The 21,890-nt window shown below is 55.6% G+C and carries 23 protein-coding genes and 1 tRNA gene; 14 read left to right on the plus strand and 10 right to left on the minus strand.

Going from position 1 to position 21,890, the window contains the following annotated elements; translation table 11 throughout:
- The first annotated feature begins 12 nt into the window (after positions 1-12).
- Entirely contained in the window at positions 13-588 is a 576-nt protein-coding gene (locus ABFX35_RS14775; RefSeq protein WP_279026921.1) for a helix-turn-helix domain-containing protein, read from the plus strand.
- Positions 589-727: 139 nt separating this feature from the next.
- Entirely contained in the window at positions 728-1,192 is a 465-nt protein-coding gene (locus ABFX35_RS14780) for a helix-turn-helix domain-containing protein (protein ID WP_279026922.1), read from the plus strand.
- A gap of 64 nt (positions 1,193-1,256) precedes the next feature.
- Here ABFX35_RS14780 and ABFX35_RS14785 read toward each other — a convergent pair.
- Positions 1,257-1,344, minus strand: a tRNA-Ser gene (locus tag ABFX35_RS14785).
- A 275-nt stretch (positions 1,345-1,619) separates the two neighbouring features.
- On the opposite strand from ABFX35_RS14785, the gene yccA reads away from it, so the two are divergent.
- Positions 1,620-2,279, plus strand: coding sequence for an FtsH protease modulator YccA (gene yccA / locus ABFX35_RS14790; protein WP_279026923.1), 660 nt, complete (start codon positions 1,620-1,622; stop codon positions 2,277-2,279).
- Between the two features lie 116 nt (positions 2,280-2,395).
- Positions 2,396-2,725 carry a sulfurtransferase TusE gene (gene tusE, locus ABFX35_RS14795; RefSeq protein ID WP_279026924.1) on the plus strand — a complete coding sequence of 110 codons (330 nt, stop codon included), beginning with the start codon at positions 2,396-2,398 and terminating at the stop codon, positions 2,723-2,725.
- Between the two features lies 1 nt (position 2,726).
- Here tusE and yccX read toward each other — a convergent pair whose 3' ends face one another.
- Entirely contained in the window at positions 2,727-3,005 is a 279-nt protein-coding gene (yccX, locus tag ABFX35_RS14800) for an acylphosphatase (RefSeq protein WP_279026925.1), read from the minus strand.
- 96 nt (positions 3,006-3,101) lie between these two features.
- Between yccX and rlmI the strand changes: the two genes are divergently transcribed.
- Both rlmI and hspQ read left to right on the plus strand, forming a co-directional pair.
- A complete protein-coding gene (gene rlmI, locus ABFX35_RS14805) occupies positions 3,102-4,292 on the plus strand; it encodes a 23S rRNA (cytosine(1962)-C(5))-methyltransferase RlmI (protein ID WP_279026926.1) in 1,191 nt (396 codons plus the stop codon).
- Positions 4,293-4,352: 60 nt separating this feature from the next.
- Positions 4,353-4,670 carry a heat shock protein HspQ gene (gene hspQ, locus ABFX35_RS14810; RefSeq protein WP_095848103.1) on the plus strand — a complete coding sequence of 106 codons (318 nt, stop codon included), beginning with the start codon at positions 4,353-4,355 and terminating at the stop codon, positions 4,668-4,670.
- An 89-nt stretch (positions 4,671-4,759) separates the two neighbouring features.
- Here hspQ and ABFX35_RS14815 read toward each other — a convergent pair whose 3' ends face one another.
- Positions 4,760-5,176, minus strand: a complete 417-nt coding sequence (locus ABFX35_RS14815) for a CoA-binding protein (protein ID WP_279026927.1) — start codon at positions 5,174-5,176, stop codon at positions 4,760-4,762.
- 221 nt (positions 5,177-5,397) lie between these two features.
- On the opposite strand from ABFX35_RS14815, the gene ABFX35_RS14820 reads away from it, so the two are divergent.
- Both ABFX35_RS14820 and ABFX35_RS14825 read left to right on the plus strand, forming a co-directional pair.
- Positions 5,398-6,072: a DUF2057 family protein gene (locus ABFX35_RS14820; RefSeq protein WP_095848101.1), complete on the plus strand. Its 675-nt coding sequence runs from the start codon at positions 5,398-5,400 to the stop codon at positions 6,070-6,072.
- A 109-nt stretch (positions 6,073-6,181) separates the two neighbouring features.
- Positions 6,182-6,640: a methylglyoxal synthase gene (locus ABFX35_RS14825; RefSeq protein WP_346081951.1), complete on the plus strand. Its 459-nt coding sequence runs from the start codon at positions 6,182-6,184 to the stop codon at positions 6,638-6,640.
- 41 nt (positions 6,641-6,681) lie between these two features.
- Here ABFX35_RS14825 and helD read toward each other — a convergent pair whose 3' ends face one another.
- Positions 6,682-8,736, minus strand: a complete 2,055-nt coding sequence (gene helD / locus ABFX35_RS14830) for a DNA helicase IV (protein ID WP_346081953.1) — start codon at positions 8,734-8,736, stop codon at positions 6,682-6,684.
- Positions 8,737-8,895: 159 nt separating this feature from the next.
- Between helD and ABFX35_RS14835 the strand changes: the two genes are divergently transcribed.
- Positions 8,896-9,348, plus strand: coding sequence for a YccF domain-containing protein (locus ABFX35_RS14835; RefSeq protein ID WP_279026929.1), 453 nt, complete (start codon positions 8,896-8,898; stop codon positions 9,346-9,348).
- A gap of 23 nt (positions 9,349-9,371) precedes the next feature.
- Positions 9,372-11,507, plus strand: coding sequence for a YccS family putative transporter (yccS, locus tag ABFX35_RS14840; protein WP_346081955.1), 2,136 nt, complete (start codon positions 9,372-9,374; stop codon positions 11,505-11,507).
- On the opposite strand, the gene ABFX35_RS14845 is transcribed toward yccS, so the two are convergent.
- Positions 11,508-12,167, minus strand: coding sequence for a TfoX/Sxy family DNA transformation protein (locus tag ABFX35_RS14845; RefSeq protein WP_346081957.1), 660 nt, complete (start codon positions 12,165-12,167; stop codon positions 11,508-11,510).
- A gap of 230 nt (positions 12,168-12,397) precedes the next feature.
- On the opposite strand from ABFX35_RS14845, the gene sulA reads away from it, so the two are divergent.
- Together sulA and ompA are read left to right on the plus strand one after the other, a co-directional pair.
- On the plus strand, positions 12,398-12,904 hold the full coding sequence (gene sulA, locus ABFX35_RS14850) for an SOS-induced cell division inhibitor SulA (RefSeq protein ID WP_279026932.1): 507 nt from the start codon (positions 12,398-12,400) through the stop codon (positions 12,902-12,904).
- 358 nt (positions 12,905-13,262) lie between these two features.
- Positions 13,263-14,339, plus strand: coding sequence for a porin OmpA (ompA, locus tag ABFX35_RS14855; protein WP_279026933.1), 1,077 nt, complete (start codon positions 13,263-13,265; stop codon positions 14,337-14,339).
- Between the two features lie 94 nt (positions 14,340-14,433).
- Here the strand turns inward: ompA and matP are convergent, their stop codons facing one another.
- On the minus strand, positions 14,434-14,892 hold the full coding sequence (gene matP / locus ABFX35_RS14860) for a macrodomain Ter protein MatP (RefSeq protein ID WP_095848094.1): 459 nt from the start codon (positions 14,890-14,892) through the stop codon (positions 14,434-14,436).
- Between the two features lie 209 nt (positions 14,893-15,101).
- Between matP and ABFX35_RS14865 the strand changes: the two genes are divergently transcribed.
- Positions 15,102-16,847: a Lon protease family protein gene (locus tag ABFX35_RS14865; RefSeq protein WP_279026935.1), complete on the plus strand. Its 1,746-nt coding sequence runs from the start codon at positions 15,102-15,104 to the stop codon at positions 16,845-16,847.
- A gap of 68 nt (positions 16,848-16,915) precedes the next feature.
- Positions 16,916-17,434: a bifunctional 3-hydroxydecanoyl-ACP dehydratase/trans-2-decenoyl-ACP isomerase gene (gene fabA, locus ABFX35_RS14870; protein WP_095848092.1), complete on the plus strand. Its 519-nt coding sequence runs from the start codon at positions 16,916-16,918 to the stop codon at positions 17,432-17,434.
- A 210-nt stretch (positions 17,435-17,644) separates the two neighbouring features.
- Here the strand turns inward: fabA and rmf are convergent, their stop codons facing one another.
- The 4 genes from rmf to pqiA all read right to left on the minus strand — a co-directional run bounded on the left by rmf (position 17,645) and on the right by pqiA (position 21,837).
- On the minus strand, positions 17,645-17,812 hold the full coding sequence (gene rmf / locus ABFX35_RS14875; RefSeq protein ID WP_095848091.1) for a ribosome modulation factor: 168 nt from the start codon (positions 17,810-17,812) through the stop codon (positions 17,645-17,647).
- Positions 17,813-18,336: 524 nt separating this feature from the next.
- Positions 18,337-18,894, minus strand: a complete 558-nt coding sequence (gene pqiC / locus ABFX35_RS14880; protein WP_346081961.1) for a membrane integrity-associated transporter subunit PqiC — start codon at positions 18,892-18,894, stop codon at positions 18,337-18,339.
- A complete protein-coding gene (gene pqiB / locus ABFX35_RS14885; RefSeq protein WP_346081963.1) occupies positions 18,891-20,537 on the minus strand; it encodes an intermembrane transport protein PqiB in 1,647 nt (548 codons plus the stop codon). Before pqiB ends, pqiC begins: the two co-directional genes overlap by 4 nt.
- A 1-nt stretch (position 20,538) precedes the next feature.
- The gene (pqiA, locus tag ABFX35_RS14890) at positions 20,539-21,837 is read right to left on the minus strand and encodes a membrane integrity-associated transporter subunit PqiA (protein ID WP_346081965.1); all 1,299 of its coding nucleotides are present in this window, start codon (positions 21,835-21,837) and stop codon (positions 20,539-20,541) included.
- Positions 21,838-21,890: the final 53 nt, after the last annotated feature.

The following is a 21,890-nucleotide window of genomic DNA, read 5'->3' on the forward strand; positions in this document are numbered from 1 at the left end:
CAAAGCCTGCAAATGAGCAATATAATGCACAATGGTAATCACGAGCCGCCCAAGGTTCTACAATATCTAAGCAGTAACTTGCGCAGCTATCGCCGCCAGGCGGGGTTAAGCCAAGTGGCGCTGGCGGAGCTTTCCGGCGTTAGCCGCCGCATGCTGGCCGGTATCGAAGCCGGGGATCGCAACGTTAGCCTGGCGGTGTTGGATAAACTGGCGGAAGCGCTGGGCATCTCCTTCAGCCACTTGATCCAGGCGCCGGAAGCACGCGGCGATTTTTTGGTCGGCGAGCTGGCCTGGCAAGGCAAAGAGGCGCAAAGCCAGGCACGGCTTTGCGCCAGCGTGCCGGCACATCACCGGGTGGAGCTGTGGGAATGGTCTTTGATGCCGGGCGAGCGCTATGATTCCGTTCCCGATGCCGAAGGCTGGCATGAAATCCTCTACGTCCTGGAAGGCACACTGACGCTGCAGTTGGAAAGCCGCACTCTGACGCTGTGCCGTGGTGAAACCCACGTATTCAACAGCAATCAGCAATACGTCTATTTTAATAACAGCGACCAATTGCTGCGGTTTATCCGCAACGTCACGTTCTAAGCGGCCTGTCGCCTCGGTGTCACCTTGCTGTCGTGGCCGATTAATCACCAGCGGTTACACTCATGGTTATTTTCAACCGGAACAGCACGGCAACGGGTCCGCCGTGGGAACGCCGCCGCTATTCAGTCAGGAGTATGCCATGCAACACTACAACATAAGGGAATTGCGCTTAGCCAAAGGATGGTCGCAGGAACAGCTTGCCGCTATCGCAGGGCTCAGCACCCGGACTATTCAGCGCATTGAGAATGGCCACCAGGCCAGCCTGGAAACACTCGGCGCCATTGCAGCAGCGCTCGGGGTGCAGGTGAGCGATCTCGCCAGCCAAGCGCCAGAACAAACGGCCTGCAGCGCAGCGGAATTAGCAGCCCGGCGCCGGGTAGAAAACGAAGGCCTGCTATTGAGCAAGCTGCTACGCTTTGTGGTCTTGAGCCTGATCCTGCTAGCCATTAACGGCATCACCCAGCCGCAATACTGGTGGTCGCTGTGGGCGATCGGCGCCATCGGGCTGGGGTTAGTCATGCGCGCCGCCCGCACGCTGGTGCTGCGCGATGCGTTGCAACGCTGGCAAACGCGGCGACTGGCGCAAAAGCTCAAACAGTTATGACACAAGCGCCACGCCGTTAAAATGCAAAAAGCCCCAGGCTTGCAATAAGCCTGGGGCTAAAATATGGCGGAGGAGCAGAGATTCGAACTCTGGAACGGTTTCCCGTCGACGGTTTTCAAGACCGTTGCCTTCAGCCACTCGGCCACCCCTCCGCAACGAAGCGCACTATAAACATAGCAGATCCACTTGTAAAGACCGCCCTCGTTCAACCGCACGAAAAACCAGCACACCCGGCGCAATAACGCCCTTTTACCATAATGATCGCAGCCAGGGCCGGGAACCCCGAACGGTTGAACAACAGCGAGCTTTTTCGTTGGGTTGCCACAATGATAACTAACGGTAAAGATTGGTAAACAAACTTTAATCACATGCTTGCACTGCCTATCATCGTGATTAATTTTGTGATGACCTGATAAGAGAGATCATTATGGACCGCACTATCGTCTCATCCGCCTCGCGTGGCTCGCTGCTTAGTACGCACAAAGTCTTGCGTAATACCTATTTCCTGCTTTCGCTGACGCTGGCCTTTTCCGCACTGACCGCCACCGCCAGCACCCTGCTTGGCCTGCCTGCGCCAGGGTTACTGCTGATGCTGGTGGGCTTTTATGGCCTGATGTTCCTGACCCACAAACTGGCTAACAGCCCGGCGGGCATTCTGGCGGCTTTCGCCCTGACCGGCTTTATGGGCTATACGCTGGGGCCTATCCTCAGTTCCTTTATCGGCAGCGGCGCAGGCGATCTGATCATGCTGGCGCTGGGCGGTACCGCGCTGGTGTTCATCTGCTGCTCCGCCTACGTGCTGACAACCCGCAAGGATATGTCTTTCCTGTCCGGGATGCTGATGGCCGGCTTCGTTGTGCTGTTGGTTGCGGTGATTGCCAACCTGTTTCTGCAAATCCCGGCGCTGCACCTGGCGATCAGCGCACTGTTTATCCTGTTTTCCGCCGGCGCCATCCTGTGGGAAACCAGCAACATTATTCACGGCGGTGAAACCAACTACATTCGCGCCACCGTCAGCCTGTACGTTTCGCTGTATAACATGTTTATCAGTCTGCTGAGCATCCTGGGCTTTGCCCGCAGTAACTGATAACCGGCTTGTTGAACGGCACAAGGCCCCGCTCACCCGAGCGGGGCCTTGTTTTTGGCGGCGGCAAAAATTTGCTAAACTGCCGGGCGTGATGAATTACCCGTTAACGAGGCAGTATGTTGGAGTTTGAAGGCCGGATTATCGCCACAGATGCGCAAGGCTACCTGAAGAACAGCGCTGACTGGCACGAGGAACTGGCGCCAATATTGGCCGCCCAGGAAGACATCGTGCTAACGGAAGCCCATTGGGAAGTCGTCAGGTTCGTGCGCGATTTCTACCAGCAATTTAACACTTCGCCGGCGATCCGGATGCTGGTGAAGGCAATGGCGCAAAAATACGGTGAGGAAAAAGGCAATAGCCGTTACCTTTATCGCCTGTTCCCGAAAGGCCCGGCCAAACAGGCGACAAAAATCGCCGGCCTGCCCAAACCGGTCAAATGCATTTAGCTTAATAGCGGATGCTGAACCCTGAATACGCCGTTATGCCGCGCGGCTCGACTAACAGACGTTCGATTTTGGCGTTGCGCGGCCCGCCGTTTTTCAACCAGATCGTCAGTTGGTCGACCTGCTCCGGGTCACCACATACCACCACTTCTACACTACCGTCGTCCAAATTACGGGCATAGCCGGTCAGCCCCAGTTCCTTAGCCTGCTGCTGGACGCTGTAGCGGAACCCTACCCCTTGCACAACGCCATAGGCATACGCGGCAATACAAATTTGTGTCATAATCGGCTCCTTTGCTGTAATCGTACTTGTTATGGCATGCCTATGTTTTACCACAGGTATGCCGTTCTTTTTACCTAGTTGGCTGCATACTTAATTATGACCGTACGTCTGTTTCTCGCCAAAGGCCGTGAAAAATCCCTACTCCGCCGTCACCCGTGGATCTTCTCAGGTGCGGTGCAACGTATTGAAGGAAAAGCCGTTTCTGGCGAAACCATTGATATTTGCGATAACCAGGGCAAATGGCTGGCGCGCGGTGCCTATTCGCCGCAATCGCAAATCCGCGCCCGAGTCTGGACATTCAAGCAAGATGAAGCCATCGATACCGGGTTTTTTATCCGCCGCCTGCAACAAGCGCAAAGCTGGCGTGACTGGGTGGCGAAACGCGATGGCCTTGACGGCTACCGCCTGATCGCCGGCGAATCCGATGGTTTGCCGGGCATCACTATCGATCGCTTCCAGAACTTCCTGGTGCTGCAACTGCTGTCAGCCGGCGCCGAATATCAGCGTGACGCGCTGGTTGCCGCTTTACAGCACTGCTATCCCGATTGTGCCATTTACGATCGTTCCGACGTTGCCGTGCGCAAAAAAGAAGGACTGCCGCTGGCGCAAGGGCCTGTGTTAGGCGATCTGCCGCCGGCGCTGTTGCCGATTACAGAACACGGCATGAAACTGCTGGTGGATATTCAGCAAGGGCATAAAACCGGCTTTTATCTCGATCAGCGGGACAGCCGCCTGGCGGCGCGTAACTATTCCGCCGGGCGCCGCGTACTGAACTGCTTCTCGTATACCGGCGCCTTCGCTGTTTCTGCGCTGATGGGCGGTTGCGAACAGGTGATCAGCGTTGACACTTCCCAGGCCGCGCTGGATATCGCCAGGCAAAATGTCGAATTGAACGGCCTGGATCTGCAGCGTGCCCAGTTTGTGCGCGACGATGTGTTCCAACTGCTACGCAACTACCGCGCCCAAGGGGAAAAATTCGATCTGATCATTATGGATCCCCCCAAATTTGTCGAAAACAAGAATCAGTTGGCGAGCGCATGCCGCGGCTACAAAGACATCAACATGCTGGCCATGCAATTGCTGAACCCGGGTGGCATTTTGCTGAGCTTCTCCTGCTCCGGCCTGATGCCGACCGAACTGTTCCAAAAAATTCTGGCCGATGCTGCGTTGGACGCCGGTTGCGATATGCAGTTTATCGACCAGTTCCGCCAGGCGGCCGATCACCCGGTGATCGCCACCTATCCGGAAGGCCTGTATCTGAAAGGGTTTGCCTGCCGCGTGATGTAACTTGAAATCGCCCGCTTTTGCCTACATATATAGAGCAAAGCACTTTTTCAGGAGGACGTCATGATTACCAGTAAATTTGGCATCGGGCAACAGGTTCGGCACAAGCTGCTGGGCTGCCTGGGGGTCATAATTGATGTCGACCCGGAATACTCACTGGCTCAACCGAAAGCCGGTGAGATCGCGGTAAACGACCAATTGCGTTTAGCCCCCTGGTACCACGTCGTGATTGAGGATGAAGAGGGGCAGCCGGTGCATACCTATCTGGCCGAGGCGCAGCTCTCGGGCGAATACCCGGACGCCCACCCGGAACAACCTTCATTGGATGAGCTGGCCGAGTCGATCCGCCACCAGCTGCAAGCGCCACGCCTGCGCAACTAAGCGCGTTGCGCCGCTACATCGCACACAAGCCATCAGGGCCCGGCCATTCGCCGGGCCCTCTCCATTTATCCGCTACGGATGCCGGCTCTTTACGCGCGCGCCAATCCCAGGCGCGGAATTTCAATTTTCGGGCAGCGATCCATCACCACCGCAAGCCCGGCCTCTTTTGCCAGCGCCGCGGCCGCCTCATTGATCACCCCAATCTGTAACCACAGCACTTTAGCACCGATGGCGATGGCTTCCTGCGCCACTCCATAGGCCGCCTCGGCATTGCGGAACACATCCACCATATCCACCGGTTGAGGGATCGCCGCCAGCGTGGCATAAACCGGTTGCCCCAGTAGCGTTTGCCCCGCCAGCTTCGGGCTGACAGGGATAACCTGGTAGCCCTGCTGCAACAGATAGGCCATCACCCCGTAGCTTGGCCGCGCCGGGTTATCGCTGGCGCCAACCAGAGCGATGGTGTTGGTTTCTTGCAACAGTGCTGCAATTTCATGATCTTGCATGATCGACTCCTGATTGAATAAAGAAATCCCCATAAGCCAAGTGTAACCCTTCAGCGCTCAAGCGGCAGTTGCATTGGCTTTGCTGGCCCCACCCTGCCGATCCGATGCCAAAAGACGGTAGTTATGTAAAAGTGTGAAAATTGTAATATAAATGAAATACTTTGACACACTATCCCTTGTGCCTGACACTATGCCATGTTCCCTTACACAAGGAGATAATAATGAAATTTGGTCTGGTGGTTGCGGGGCTGCTTAGCCTATGGCTCAGTGCGCCTGCCGTAGCGACGACCCTAAAACTTTCCCCGGATATCGATCTGCTGGTAGTTGACGGCAGACAAATGACCGGCTCGCTGCTGAAAGGCGCCGATAGCCTGGAATTGGACAGCGGAGAGCACCAACTATTATTCAAAGTGGTCAAAACGGTCACCTCAAGCTCGCACGGGCCGATCACCTACACCTCACAACCCCTGATCGTGACGTTTAACGCACACAACACCCGCATGGTCAGCTTTGAACTGCCGCGCATTGACAGTGCGCGCGACGGGCTGCAGTTCAACCATGCATTAAACTATCAGCTCGTCGACGACAGCGGCAAAAAATTGGCAACCAAAAATGATAAGCTGGCCGCCAATCCGGGCGCCGATCTGGAAAAAACCATGATCGCATACAATGGCCAGAAACACGCCGCCTCGGTGCCAGCCTTCGCCCACCTTCGCGCCAGCACGCCCATCCCACCGCCAGGCGTAACGCCCCCGGGGCAGAAATCCATCACGCTGAAAGAAGCCTATGTTTCAGAGCAAATGTTGCAATACTGGTTTCAGCAGGCCGATCGGGATACCCAAAAACGCTTTCTGCGTTGGGCCAATCAGTATACTGAAAACCGCGAAACGCCCTGATTTCTTATCTGAATCCGTGCACTCTTCATATTTTCAGCGCTAAATGCTAGGCAGAGAAAAACAGTTTCAGTAACCTGTCGCTCACCTCCGCTCAGCAAAGGATATCAACATGGAAATGACCACCCGCACCATCGCCGTTCGCAAGCACATTGCGCTGGTGGCGCACGATCACTGCAAACAGGCGCTGCTTCAGTGGGTTGAAGACAACCAAACGACATTGGCGCAGCACCAGCTGTATGCCACCGGCACCACCGGCAATCTGGTTCAGCGCGCCACAGGGGTGCCGGTCAAGAGCATGATGAGTGGCCCAATGGGGGGAGATCAGCAGGTTGGCGCGCTGATCGCGGAAGGGCAAATCGATATGTTGATTTTCTTTTGGGACCCATTGAACGCCGTCCCGCACGATCCTGACGTGAAGGCGCTGCTACGCCTGGCGACGGTTTGGAACATCCCGGTGGCAACCAACCGTTCCACGGCGGATTTTCTTATCGCCTCCTCGCTGTTTACCCGCGAAGTGGAAATCGCTATCCCCGACTACCAGCGTTATCTGCAAAACCGCCTGCAATAACGCCGGCGCCCGGCGGCCTGGTATTCCACCAGGCCGGCCGGTTACGGTTTTTTCTGCAATGGCACACCAATGTTATGCAATTGCTCAACAAAGACCGACGGGCGCTCACGATCCTGCAATAGCCATACCTGATGTTTTGCTCTGGTCAGCGCCACGTACAGCAGGCGCCGCTCTTCTGCATGCGGAAAATCTTCCGGCGGCGGCAACAAGACATCTTCCAACACCGACTCCCGCGCCGCCGCCGGAAAACCGTCATTCCCCTCATGCAGCCCGATGATGATCACATACTCGGCCTGTTGCCCCTTGCTGGCATGGATGGTCATAAACTCGATGTTCAGCTTCGGCCACCGCGTCGCCGCTTTCTGCAGCACTTCCGGCTTGAGATGGTGGTAACGCGCTAAAATCAGGATGCGTTCGTCCGGTTTGGCATAGCCGCTCAGCTTATCCAACAGGCTTTCCAACTGCTCCTGCGGCAGGATCACCACCGACTTCTTATTGCCTTTGCTCAGGCTGTTGAGCGGTTTTTTCAACTGATGCGGGTTCTGTTGTACAAAACGATTCGCCACCTCACCGATACGCTCGTTAAAACGGTAGGTGGTATCAAGCGCGCACTGCGCCCCCTCGCCGAAGTTGTGGGAAAAGGCCGTCGTCAGCGCCAATTCTGCGCCGCTGAAGCGGTAAATGGCCTGCCAGTCATCGCCAACGGCAAACAGACAGGTCTGTTTGTTCTGTTTGCGCAATGCCGCCAGCAGCAACGCCCGCTGTGGAGAAATATCCTGGAACTCATCGACCAGAATATGCTTCCAGGGGCTGATGAAACGCCCCTTATCCAGGATGTTCACCGCCTGGTGTATCAGCCCGGAAAAATCCACCGCGCCCTCTTCCTTCAACGCGCCTTTCCATGCTTTGAGCAACGGCGCCATCAGGCGAATGCGCTTGGCAAACAGATCGCGGACTTCCTCATTCGCCTGTTCGATCATCTCGGCCTGGCTGCCACCATGCATCCGCATCAGCCCCAGCCAGCGCTCCAGGCGCCCGGCCAACCGTTCGGCCAGGCGTTTATCCTGCCAGAAGTCCCCTTCCGCCACCTCCCATTCAAGCTCGTCGACCAACCACTGCCGCCACCCTTTGGCCTGGGCCTTTTTTTCGGCGCAGTTCTGCTGCCAGTGCGAGATCAACAGCGCCCGGCGAGCCTTGCTGTCGGTTTCCAGCTTGCTGATCGCCGGCGCTTTGCGGCTGCCCTGCTGGATAATCTGCAGCGCCAGTGCATGGAAGGTTTTCGCCTGGATCGCCGTTTCCCCCAGGCGTTGTTTGATACGTTCATTCATTTCCTGCGCCGCCTGGCGGCCGAAAGCCAGCAGCAAGATTTGTTCCGGCGCCGCTTCCTGGCGGCGCAGTAGCCAGCCGGCACGTGCAACCAGTACCGAGGTTTTACCGCTCCCGGCGCCGGCCAATACCAACACGGACTCTTCACCGTTAACTACCGCACGGCTCTGCGAGGCATTCAGCGGCGAAGTCTCTACCTGCTCGAAGAAATCCTGATGTTCCGCCAGCATGCGCTCGACCCACTGCTGATTGCGGCGGGCAACGCTTTGCGGGCCATGCTGTAGCCACTGCTGGCATGTTTGGTAGTCTTGCCGGCAGTTATCAAAGGCTTCCAACCTGGCGATCGGCATGGGCAGCGCGCCGAACGCCTGGCGGATTTGCTGTTGCAACTTGCCAAGCTCCGCACCGTTAAACCAGCGGTCCTGTTGCTCAATGCGCGCTATTTGCGCCACCTGCTCCTGCAGTACCTTGGCGCAAACGGCGCTCATCTCGCTGCTCCACTGTTGCCAGGATTGCAACAGGTAGTGATAGAAACGCTGGGTCTCCTGCCATTCGGTGCCATGCAAACGCACCACTTTTTCGTCGGGAAGTTCAAACTCCAGCTCGCCCCAGACAATCCCTCTTTTGCAGCGGATGTTAATCAACTGATTAAACGGGATCAGGTATTCGTGTTTTTCACCACTCACCTCAACGCCGGCATGCAGCAACCGCACACGGTTGTAAGGGTGCTGAGCAAGATGCTTGCCCAGCGATGTCGCTTTAAGTTCCATATCGTCGCGCCATGACTCAGTTGAGAATTAGATATTTACCAGTTTACCTGCGTTAAGCAGTGGCGCTCTAGCGCTAAAAAAAGGGTAGAATAGGCTCGATGCTACCATCACAACGCACCCGCCCTGCGGTTTGGCTATCATTAGAGCAGAATGACGATTATGCGTACTGTACTGAACATTCTTAATTTTGTATTAGGTGGTTTCTTTACCACCCTGGGCTGGCTGGTTGCCACTTTCTTCAGCATTGTGCTGATCATCACCCTGCCTCTCACCCGCTCTTGCTGGGAGATCACCAAGCTTTCGTTTCTGCCTTATGGGAATGAAGCCATTCACGTCAACGAATTATACCCTGAAAAAAGCAACGCGCTGCTCAGCGCGGGCGGCTCCCTGTTAAATATCATCTGGCTGATTCTGTTTGGCTGGTGGCTGTGCCTTTCGCATATTGCCGCGGGCATCGCCCAATGCCTGACCATCATCGGTATCCCAGTCGGGATCGCCAATTTCAAAATTGCCGCGATTGCGCTTTGGCCGGTTGGGCGCCGCGTAGTCTCTGTAGAAATGGCCCAGCAGGCAAGAAATGAAAATGCCCGCCGCCAGTATCAACAACGTTAACTTTTCTCTGCCAGGGGTTTTTTGTGCTCGCTTTAGCACCCGTGATGCGCCGTTACACGTACAACAGCAATTTGCTTTATAACCTGCGAATTTTTCTTTCACTGGCGGGGGCGGCGGCTGTGCCGTGGTGGTTGGGCATCCCGACGCTGACCATCCCGCTGACGCTCGGTGTGGTTGCCGCCGCGTTAACCGACCTGGACGATCGCCTGGCCGGCAGGCTGTTAAACCTGGCCATCACCCTGTTCTGTTTTTTTGTTGCCTCGGCCTCTATTGAACTGTTGTTCCCTTACCCCTGGCTGTTTGCGCTGGGCTTAGCCATCTCGACCTGCGGTTTTATTCTGCTGGGAGCGCTTGGGCAGCGCTATGCGACCATCGCCTTTGGCGCGTTGTTGATCGCCGTTTACACCATGTTAGGCACCTCAATGTACGGCACCTGGTACCTACAGCCGCTGTTGCTGGTGATTGGTGCCGTCTGGTACAACCTGCTGACGCTGATAGGCCACCTGCTGTTCCCGATCCGGCCGCTGCAGGAAAACCTGGCGCGCTGCTATGATCAACTGGCCAACTACCTGGAGGCCAAAGCCAACCTGTTCGATCCCGACGCCGAACGCGACGCAGATCTGCCGTGGATGGAACTGGCGATGGCCAACAGTTCCCTTGTCGCCACGCTTAACCAGACCAAAGCCTCTCTGCTGACACGGCTAAAAGGCGACCGCGGCCAACGCGGCACGCGCCGGACACTGCATTACTATTTTGTCGCTCAGGATATCCACGAGCGGGCCAGCTCTTCCCATGTGCTTTACCAGGCGCTTAGCCAGCAGTTCCGCCATAGCGACATTCTGTTCCGCTTTCAGCGGCTGCTGACCATGCAGGCCGCGGCTTGCCGCCAGTTGGCGCAGTCGATACTGCTGCGGCAAAAATACCAACATAACGTGCGTTTCGAACCGGCGTTTACCCGTATTGAAGAAGCATTGGCGCGCATTACCATTACGCAGGAAAATCGCGAACTGACCAAAGCGCTGTCCCACCTGTTGAAAAACCTGCGCGCGATTGATGCGCAGTTGGCCAACATCGAATCCGAACAGGTGATAGCGAATGGCCAGACGGAAGAAAACAGCCTTTCAGACGACAGCATCACCGGCTGGAGCAATATTCGCCTGCGCATCAGCCGCCACCTGACGCCCCAATCGGCGCTGTTCCGCCATGCCATCCGGATGTCTGTGGTATTGTGCGCCGGTTATGCCTTTATTCAGTTTACCGGAATGCACCACGGCTACTGGATCCTGTTGACCAGCCTGTTCGTCTGCCAACCCAACTACAATGCCACTCGGCGCAGGCTGGCGCTGCGCATTATCGGCACCCTGGCGGGTATTCTGCTTGGCTTGCCGATACTGTATTTTGTGCCTTCCCTTGAAGGCCAGTTGATCCTTATCGTTATCAGCGGCGTGCTGTTTTTTGCTTTCCGCACCGTGCAATACGCTCACGCCACCATGTTTATTACGCTGCTGGTGCTGCTGTGCTTCAACCTGTTAGGTGAGGGGTATGAAGTGGCCGCCCCGCGGGTCTATGACACGCTTTTAGGCTGTGCGATTGCCTGGGCCGCCGTCAGCTTTATCTGGCCGGACTGGAAGTTCCGCCAACTGCCGATGGTGGTCAGCAAAACGCTGAACGCCGACTGCCGCTACCTGGATGCTATCCTGGTGCAATACCACCAGGGGAAAGACAATAGCCTGCCCTACCGTATCGCACGCCGCGATGCCCATAACAGCGACGCGGAACTGGCTTCGGTGATTTCCAATATGGCCGCGGACCCCAAAGCGGACAAAACGCTGCAGGATGCGGCCTTCCGCCTGCTGTGCCTGAACCACACGCTGTTAAGCTACATCTCGGCGCTGGGCGCGCACCGTGAACGCCTGGAGAACACGGACATTCTGGATCTGCTTAACGATGCCGTGTGTTATGTCGATGACGCGCTGCACCAGGCGCCGCAGGATAGTCAACGCGTCGCCCAAGCGTTGAGTGCGCTTTCCAACCGCATCCAGGCGTTGTCGCCTGAGCCGGAAAGCAAGGAGCAGTTGGTATTGCAGCAAATAGGCTTAGTGATTGAACTGTTGCCCGAACTAACGGCGTTGAATGCCCAGATAGGCAAAGCTCAATAATTAGTCGTGGCGCGGCAAGTGGCCATGGATGGCGGCCGCACGCGGCACCCCCGGCCTTGCGGCAACGCTGTCAAACCAACTGAGCATTTCGCGGCGGATCGAACCCGGCAACGCGGCATGATGATAGCCGGCAATGGCGCCGGCCAGCGACAATAGCGCTTTCAGCCCCAGGTTCTGTTGCTGCCGTTGCAGCATGAGGTAGCTCTTCTGCGCCCCGATCAGGCGCAGTTGATACACAGTGCGGATACCGGCCCGCCACAGGGCGCGCTCCATGGCAATATCAATATTCGGCAAATCCTTCAACCGACCGAAAGCGTGGTTTGGCGGTTGCTGGGTCTTTCTGACGGCCCCAATCGCCCGGCTGGCGAACGCCAGAAGTTCCTGCTCCCGTTGCCAAAGCGCATCGTCCACCCAGTAATAACGCATCGTGATGGGGATCCCCCGTTTGGAATAGACCATATTTTCCATTCCCAGCGAGCGAAACTCAGCCTCTAAACCGCCAGGCGCGCGGAGGTACAGTTCCCCTTCGGCAAGAATGGCGAACATGATGCCGTCGGCCAGCAAACCATACCCCCCAAACTGAGAACGCGTCGTGATTTTCCCTAATACGCTAAACAGAGCCTTCGCCTGTGCCGTTCTGGCTGCATTTTTGCTTTTCATATATAACTCCCTTTAATAAACCGTACGCAGGTCATTCCCTAATGCAATAAACGTAACGCGAACAACTAATTATGGAAAATACGCAGGTTCCCTGCCCCTGCCAATCACAAAATGGGCATGCGCAAAAAACGATCGCAGATATGCGGCGCGTCACGAAAAATTGAGTTGATTTTCACCACTGATGCCTATACTGTATATCCATACAGCAATACTACGGGCGGGATACTTTTATGCGTACTCAATCATTTCACCAACCCCATTTCGGCTACACGGCTTATGCGGCGGATTCCACGCTAAACAGCACCAGCAACGGTAAAGAAAATGGTCTTATCAGTGAACTGGTCTACAGCGAACAGCAACCCGCCGTGGTGCAGCTCCTTTTGCCGCTATTGCAACAGCTTGGCCTGCAGTCGCGCTGGCTGCTGTGGCTAACGCCACAGCAAAAGCTCAGCAAACGCTGGCTACAGCAATCCGGTCTGCCGGTCGGGAAAGTGGTGCAACTTAGCCAAATCACGCCGACCGCTACGGTTGAAGCAATGGAAAAAGCATTATTGACGGGGAACTACAGCGTGGTGCTGGGCTGGTTGCCGGAATTGAACGAGCAAGATCGGTTGAGATTGTCACGGGCAGCGGTTTCTGGCAACGCTTACGGGTTCATTATGCGCCCTCAGCGTGACACTAATTTGCCTCAGGGACAGTGTTCCACGCTAAAAATTCACTCTTCTTTGTATCATTAAGTAAATTTAGGAGTTTTCCCATCATTTTTATCCTCCGGGGGAAGCATCCCCGGGGGACAGCCAACAAAGCGTGATCGGCTGCGGTTCCCCATACCCTGGAGTGTAAAAAACAACCAACTTTTTCGCTGCTAATTGTCAGCAAATATGTACAATTCGCTGTTTTTTTTTAGAGCTTTATCACATCACACTTGTAACTTTCGCGCCACGTTGTAGACTTTACATCGCCGAGGTTGCTCTATAACGCCAGAAAAACTGGTAGAGTAACAAACGAGGGCATAAACCTTGGCGAAGGAATTTAACCAAGGGCTTAAAATAGCTTTAAAGCTCATTGCCTATTTGGATGATAACGAGGCGCAAAATGAAAAAGACAGCTATCGCATTAGCAGTGGCACTGGCTGGTTTCGCTACCGTAGCGCAAGCCGCCCCAAAAGATGATACTTGGTACACTGGTGCTAAACTGGGCTGGTCCCAGTATCATGACACCGGTTTCTACGGTAATGGTTATGACAACCGTATCGGTAATGGCCCTACCCATGAAAACCAATTGGGCGCAGGCGCATTCCTGGGTTACCAAGCGAACCAATACCTGGGCTTCGAGCTGGGCTATGACTGGCTTGGCCGTATGCCTTACAAAGGCAGCGTGAACAACGGTGCTTTCAAAGCACAGGGCGTTCAACTGGCAGCTAAACTGAGCTACCCAATCACGGATGAACTGGACGTTTATACCCGTCTGGGTGGTATGGTTTGGCGTGCAGACTCCAAAGCCAACTACGCCAATGGTACTCGTCTGAGCAACCACGATACCGGTGTTTCTCCATTGGCAGCAGTGGGTGTTGAATACGCTCTGACCAAAAACTGGGCAACCCGCCTGGACTACCAATGGGTTAACAACATTGGTGACGCTGGTACCGTTGGCGCTCGTCCAGACAACAGCATGCTGAGCCTGGGCGTTGCATACCGCTTTGGCCAGGACGAAGCAGTAGCACCAGCTCCTGCTCCAGCACCAGCTCCAGTTGTTGAAACCAAACACTTCACGCTGAAATCTGACGTGCTGTTCAACTTCAACAAATCAACGCTGAAACCAGAAGGCCAACAGGCTCTGGATCAACTGTACACCCAGCTGAGCTCTCTGGATCCTAAAGACGGTTCCGTTGTTGTTCTGGGTTACACCGACGCCGTTGGTTCTGAACAGTACAACCAGAAACTGTCAACTCAACGTGCTCAAAGCGTTGTTGATTACCTGGTATCCAAAGGTATCCCTGCAGACAAAATCTCTGCACGCGGTATGGGCGAATCTGACCCAGTTACCGGCAACACCTGTGGTTACAAATCTGGCCGCGCTACCGCAGCACAGATCGCATGTCTGGCTCCAGATCGTCGCGTAGAGATCGAAGTTAAAGGCATCAAAGACGTTGTAACCCAGCCTCAGGCTTAAGTTACCGCTGATTAGTAAAAAACCCCGCGCTGCGGGGTTTTTTTTTGGCTCAAACAATAATACGGTTCAACACGCTAGCAGCGTTAAGCATGCATCACTCTTCGTCCTTACCGAGGATCGCTTTCAAATCACGCTTCAACAATGACATCTGGCTGGCATATTTCTCTTTGCGCTCCGCATCTTCGATCAGTTGCACCACCGTTTCAGACAGCGTGGCATTGCGCCGACGCGCCAAGGCGGCCAGCCGCTGCCACACTAAAAACTCCAGATCGATAGATTTTTTACGTGTGTGCTGATGCTCCGCATTGAAATGGCGTTTACGGCGGGCACGGATAGTCTGCTTCATCCGGTTGTTCAGCGCTGGGTTCATGTGCTCTGCAATCCATGCCAGCACGTTCACCGGTTCATTTTCCAGCTTGAGCAGTTGGTCGACCGCTTCTTGCGCGGCGCTGCTTTCAATATGGCGGGTAATTTGCTCCCCTTCCCGGTGCTTCTTCACCAGGTATTTCCATTTCCAACCACTCTCAAGATTTTCCAGTTGCTGATATTTCATCGTGAGCTCTTCAGTGACCACGTAACTTTAATAAGCATAACAGCTTTACAACAAATTTCCCTGGCAATTAGACGCCGTTTTAGCTGATTTTTTGCACAGTCGTCTAACAATGTCAAACTCACCGCAGGCAACGGCGACTCTGCGGGTATCAAGCTGGCGTTATTCTTGTATAATCGCTCTTTCCCTTTTTGACGATTGCATCTAACACTTTGACCAATAACCGACTTGAATGGCAATCTTTGTTGCCTGCCGTTACGCCTTACCAGGCGATATTCGATACCGCCTCTCAGTTGGCACCCTTGCCTTTTGCTGCCGTTCAGCCCAGGCTGGAAAACGCGTTGGCGCTGTTTTGCCACCCGCAGTCACAACCGCGCTTCATGCTGCTGAAAGCCCAGGAAACGCACGAATACCTGGCGCTAATCGCCCGCGCAGTGGCGCCACTGTATACGCCAGGTGCCGTTACGGGCAGCCGTTATCTGATCCAGGATGATGCCGTTGTCATTGAGCCCGCCGCCGATGGTGATGAACCTTTTGCCGCTGGGGGCGCCTGCCTGTATCAGGAATGGGTGGAGCCGGAGCAGCTGTTTGGCTGCGTGCGCATCCATCAGGGCAAAATTCATCTGCAACCCGGCCTGGTGCATCAGGCTAACGGCGGCGTGTTGATTTTATCCGCCCGCACCATTTTGGCACAGCCGCTGTTGTGGTTACGGTTGAAGCAAATGATCACCCAACGCCAGTTCCACTGGGTTTCGCCGGATGAGACGCGCCCATTGCCGTTGACAATACCGCCGATGCCTTTGGCCCTGCGCCTGATTGTGGTGGGCGATCGCCATAGCCTGGCCGATTTCCAGGATATCGAGCCGGAACTGTGTGAGCAGGCCGTCTACGGCGAATATGAAGACGATCTGCAACTCACCGATAACGACGACGTGGCGCTATGGTGCCGCTACGTCAATACGCTGATTGCCGAATACCAACTGCCAGCGTTAGCCGCCGATGCCTGGCCAACGTTGATGACGCAGGCAGTGCGCTTTAGTGGCGATCAGGGCAACATGCCCCTCTCTCCGCTGTGGGTTAACCAGCAGATTTCTGAAGCCGCGTTATACTGCGAAAACCCGTTGATCGACGCCAATGCCCTGGAAGCGGCGCTCAACGCGCGCGCCTGGCGCGAAAGCTATCTGGCCGAACGTATGCAGGATGATATCGAGCTGGGGCAGATCCTGATTGAAACCGAAGGGGAAGTTATCGGCCAGATCAACGGCCTGTCGGTATTGGATTTCCCTGGGCACCCGCGCAGCTTTGGCGAGCCTTCGCGTATCAGTTGCGTAGTGCACCTTGGCGACGGCGAATTCACCGATGTTGAACGCAAAGCGGAACTCGGCGGCAATTTGCATGCCAAAGGCATGATGATCATGCAGGCATTTCTGATTTCCGAACTGGAACTGGATCAACAGTTACCGTTTTCGGCTTCCATCGTGTTTGAACAATCCTACGGTGAAGTTGATGGGGACAGTGCTTCGCTCGCCGAACTGTGCGCGTTGATTAGCGCGCTGTCACAGCAGCCGATCAATCAGCAAATCGCAGTAACCGGCTCCGTTGACCAATTTGGCAACGTGCAGCCCATCGGCGGCGTCAATGAAAAAATCGAAGGTTTCTTCGACGTATGCCAACGCCGCGGCCTGACTGGCAACCAGGGGGTGATCCTGCCCGCCGCCAATGTGCGCCATCTGTGCCTGCGTCAGGATGTGGTCGATGCGGTGCGCGAGGGGCAATTCCATCTGTGGACAGTGGACTGCGTGGCAGAAGCCCTGCCGTTGCTGACCGGCTACCCGTATGCCGATGAACAACGGCCCAGCCTGCTGGCCGCGATTCAGGAGCGCATCGCGCAAGTGAACCCGCAAGAACGCCGGCGCCCGTGGCCATTTCGTTGGCTCAACTGGTTTAACCACGGCTGATCGGACTTGTTCAGCGTACACGTGTTAGCTAATCTGCTCCATTCATTAAATTAAGGCTTACAGAAAACATGGTAGATAAACGCGACTCCTATACAAAAGAAGACCTCGAAGCATCCGGCCGTGGCGAACTGTTTGGCGCCGGTGGCCCACCGTTGCCGGCAGGTAACATGTTGATGATGGACCGCGTGGTCAAAATGAGCGAAGACGGCGGCTCCCACGGCAAAGGCTATGTGGAAGCCGAACTGGATATTCATCCCGATCTGTGGTTTTTCGCCTGTCACTTTATCGGCGATCCGGTCATGCCCGGCTGCCTGGGCCTGGATGCCATGTGGCAGTTGGTCGGCTTCTACCTCGGTTGGTTAGGCGGTGAAGGCAAAGGCCGTGCGCTCGGGGTGGGTGAAGTGAAATTCACCGGCCAGGTGTTGCCAACCGCGAAGAAAGTCACCTATCGCATTAACTTCAAGCGTGTGATTACGCGCAAGTTGATCATGGGCGTTGCCGATGGCGAAGTGCTGGTTGACGGCAAAGTGATCTATACCGCCAACGATCTAAAAGTGGGTCTGTTCAAAGACACCGAAGCATTCTAAGCTGCGGTGTGCCTGTGACGGTGGCCAGCACTGGCCCCGTCCGTTTTTATCTCCCCTTCCCACCAACGCCGGCCTTCCGCTGCTCCGCCTGCGGATAGCCCCTTTATATGCCAAACCGGCGTCGTAAACGCACTCATCATTCTGGGCCCTAAAAAACGAAAGCCTCCGCGCAAAGGCGGAGGCCGTTCCCTACTCATGACAGGGGGCCGCTTAAGCGGTCACCGCCCTGTCCTCCATGGCCTGTCGCCAACCTCCCAGCCAATTTGCCCGGGCGTCTAAAGATTGATAGGGACAATGTTCCCTGGAACGCCCTGAAAGACCTGCCTGATAGCCGCGTGATTGAGCCCGTTCTAAACGATCTCGCTTTTGTCTCTTCATGCCTCGTTTCCCTCATTTTGGTCTGCTGGAAAGAAAACAGTGGCTGCTTTTTACACAACCACACCTAATCAATAGCGCTAAACGGAGGGAAGATCAACGCGCAAATTTCACGCCAATGTCACAATTGTGAGCTACATAGAGAAAAACAGTAACCCGCTGAAAAAGAAAGGATATGTTAATACATTGATCTGTAATGAAAACCCCTGCCATCCTGAAAGATGACTGTTCAGAATGACAGGGGGTTAGGTTATTTTTGTACAACTTATGACTAGGCTGTGTCCCGCAATAGGTCGTGGTGCCGTCGTTGCGTCCAAAGCCCGTCGGCGCAGGGCATAGTGGGCCTATGTTCAAGCCCGATAACGCAGAGGACGGGCCTTGGGGGCACGACCCTCCGGGCTGGGGCCATTGGGTTGCGCTTCTGCGTTGCTCGCCGTTTATTTGGGCCCACCAAACCTCACGGCTTGCGCCTTGACGCGCAGCCCAATGACCGCCAGCGGCACTTACGCACTATTACGGGACACAGCCTAAAACTGGCGAGCCTGCGCAGCTATCGCCTGCGCCTCCTGTTGCCACCCTGCCGCCAGAGTGCGCACCAACGAATCATAGCCGTCGGCATCCTGTTTCAACATCAGGCTAAACGGCTTCTTCACCAGGCGGCCATTTTGGCTCAATACCCATTCACCGCGGATCACCGCAGTGCCATCATGGCGCCCGTGGAAGCCCGTTACCGACACGTTCAGCACGTCCTGCCCGCTGCTCATCGGCTGCGAAGAAACCACCCATCCTGGCAGCGCGCTGCTCAGGTTGGCCACCAGCGCCTGCTGGAGCTGTTGATCCAGCGGGCTGGCCCACAGGTTGTTCTGGGCAATCACATACTGCACATCGTTGGTTTGGTAGACAATCCCATTCTGCGCCAGGTAATCCGCCACGCCAACGTGCTCCAGCCAGAGCTGGCGCGTTGCCGAAGTGGCCTCCACCTGGGCCGGCGCACCTAACGCCGGCAGTTGATAGTAGGTCTTCTGTGGAGAACTGCTGCAGGCGCTGAGCAACAGCGCCAACGCTATCGGAATCCATTTCATCATTTTTTGGCCTTCTTCGGCTGTGGATCGTCACTGCCCGCGGCTTCGAACACCAGGGCATTACTCTTTTCGTTCAGTGTACGCAGCACTGGCTGCAGCTCGCGCAGGACCTGATCAAGACGCTGCATATCAGCCACCATCTTATTGTAAGCCGGTGAGCCAGGCTGGAAGCCCTTCATGCTGCGGTTCAGTTCCTGCAGCGTTTTCTGCATATCCTGCGGCAGATCTTGCATCGACTTGCTGGAGATAATCTCATTGAGCGACTTCATGGTGTTCTGCGTTTCACGCATCACGCGCTGGCTTTCCACCAACGTATTGGTCGCCTGTTCGATCATCGGGTTCAGCGGCATCGCATTGATCTTATCCAGTACGCTGGTCAGCTTGTGCTGGATTTGCGTCAGGCCGCCGCTTACCGTCGGCATTAATGGGTAGCCGAACAGTTCACGCGGGCCTTTCCACTCTTTCGCATTCGGATCGAAGTCCAGATCGATATACAGTGAACCGGTCAGCAGGTTAGCCGATTTCAATGAAGCACGCAGGCCACGCACTTCCGCATCTTTCAGATGCTGTTGGAAATCGAAAGTCTTGCCGAGCTGTTTCTTGAAGCGATCCGGTTCAATGCGGATCAGCACGGGAATACGATAGTCGCTGTCCAGACGCTGTTCCAAACCTTCTTTATAGAACGGCACCTGCGCCACCGTCCCCAGCCGAATGCCGCGGAATTCTACCGGCGCCCCCGGTTGCAGACCACGCACGGAATCGGAGAAGAACATCAGATAGTCAACGTGTTCCGTGTACAGCGAGTCCTGAATACTGCGCTGGTTGTCATACAGCTGGTATTCCGCCTTCTCTTTGGCGAGATCGCCACGGTCCCACCCCTCTGGCACATCAAAGCTGACGCCGCCGCTGAATAAGGTCGCCAGCGAGCCCATTTCAACCCGCATCCCCTGCGCCGACATATCAAAGGCCACGCCGCTGTCTTTCCAGAAGCGCACGTTGGTGGTCACCAGCCGATCATAAGGCGAGGAGATAAACAGCTGATAACGCATGGCGCGCAGCGTAGGATCAAAGTAGCTGGTTTCCACCGAGCCCACGCGGTAGCCGCGGAACAGCACCGGATCGCCGGCATTAAGCTGCCCGGACTGTTCACTGCTCAGCAGGATCCGCAGCCCTTTGGCGTCCGGCGAAGCCAACGGCGGCGCGTCCAGCAATTGATACTCGCTCTTATCGTCATCGCCCTTGCTGCCGGGCTGTAGCTCGATATAAGCGCCGGAAAGCAGCGTCCCCAGGCCGGATACGCCACCGCGGCCGATTTGCGGTTTCACCACCCAGAAAGCGCTATCCTGACGCAACAGCTTTTCCATACCGGCATTCAGGCGCGCCTGCACCAAAACCTTGCTCAGATCTTTACTTAGCGTGACGCTTTCCACCATGCCGACATCCACACTGCGGCTCTTGATGGTGGTTTTGCCCGCTTCCAACCCTTCCGCGTTGGTGGTGTACAAGGTTACTACCGGCCCCTGATGGCTGAAGTGGTAAAACAGGATCCAGGCACCAATCAATGCGGTAACGATGGGAATAATCCACACCGGCGACCAGCGCTTGATCTTCTCAACGTCCGCGACGCTATGGTTAGTTTCCGTCACCTTACGGCTCCTTCTTTATTGTTTCACTTACGCGATCCCAGGTAAGACGAGGATCAAACGTCATGGCTGCAAACATCGTAAGGATCACGACCATGGCAAACAGCAGCGCCCCGGTAGCAGGATAAATACTCATCAATTGCCCCATACGCACCAATGCCGACAATACGGCGATAACAAACACATCGATCATTGACCAACGGCCAACAAATTCGACGACCTCATAAATCAAGTGCATACGTTCGTTATCTGCCTTGACCTTATGCTTATTTTTCACATCCCAGCAGAGCCAGCCGATAGCCAGCATCTTCAAAGAAGGCACCATGATGCTGGCGATAAAAATCACCAGCGCCACCGGGTAAGATCCTTCCCCCCACAGCAGCACAACACCGGCCATAATGGTCGACGTCATTTTATTGCCCAGCGCTTCCGTCACCATAATCGGCAATAGATTGGCCGGGATATACAGCATCAGCGAGGTGATCAGCAGCGCCATCGTCCACTGCACGCTATGGCGGCGGCGCACATAGCCCGTGGTGTGGCAACGCGGGCATTGTTGCTGTTCGGCAGGCAGGATTGCCCCGCAGCACGCACAATTGCGCAGCCCCTGGCGCAACCCGGTGCGCCCGGGCACCATCGGCAGGGCAACGTGCGGCGCCGGCTGGATATCATTCCATAGCCAACGCCGGTCAACGCACTGGAAAGCCCGCACCTGCAGCAGACAAAACAGGCAATAGGGAATAAAACTGGGGCCGATGCCGATATCGCCGTAGGCCATCAGCTTCACGAAACTCACCAGCACCCCGGCAAGAAAGATTTCAACCATGCACCAGGTTTTAAAGCGGAACAGCTGGCGGGCCATCCATTTTTTCAGCCCTGGCGCCATGCGCACTTTGCCGCACAGCAAAATAATGCTCAGCATGCAAAATGCCGGGATCAGTTGGACGAACACCATAAACAACGTGGCCAGGCTGGCGTAATCTTCCGCCACCATAACCTGTGGGATCTGCGTCAGTTGGATTTCATTACCCAGGCCGGCAACGCGCATATTGACGAACGGGAAAATATTGGCCAGCACCAGCATAAACAGCGCGCTAATCGCATAGCCAATCGGCCGTTTGCGCGGTTCATCCCAGCGGGATGACAGCACGGTGTGGCAGCGCGGGCAAACCGCTTTCGAGCCATAGGCCAACGGCGGCAGCCGCACCAGCATATCGCACTGCGGGCATAACATCATGTCACCCTGGCGATCGCCCGCATTTGCAGAGTTATGCTGCTCGTGATGGCTGTGTGAACACACCATATATCTCCTTTATGCAACATCGTTACCGGTGAAACGCCGCCCACTGCAGCACG

Origin of the sequence: Gibbsiella dentisursi, assembly GCF_039539505.1 — a bacterium.
Lineage (GTDB): Bacteria > Pseudomonadota > Gammaproteobacteria > Enterobacterales > Enterobacteriaceae > Gibbsiella > Gibbsiella quercinecans.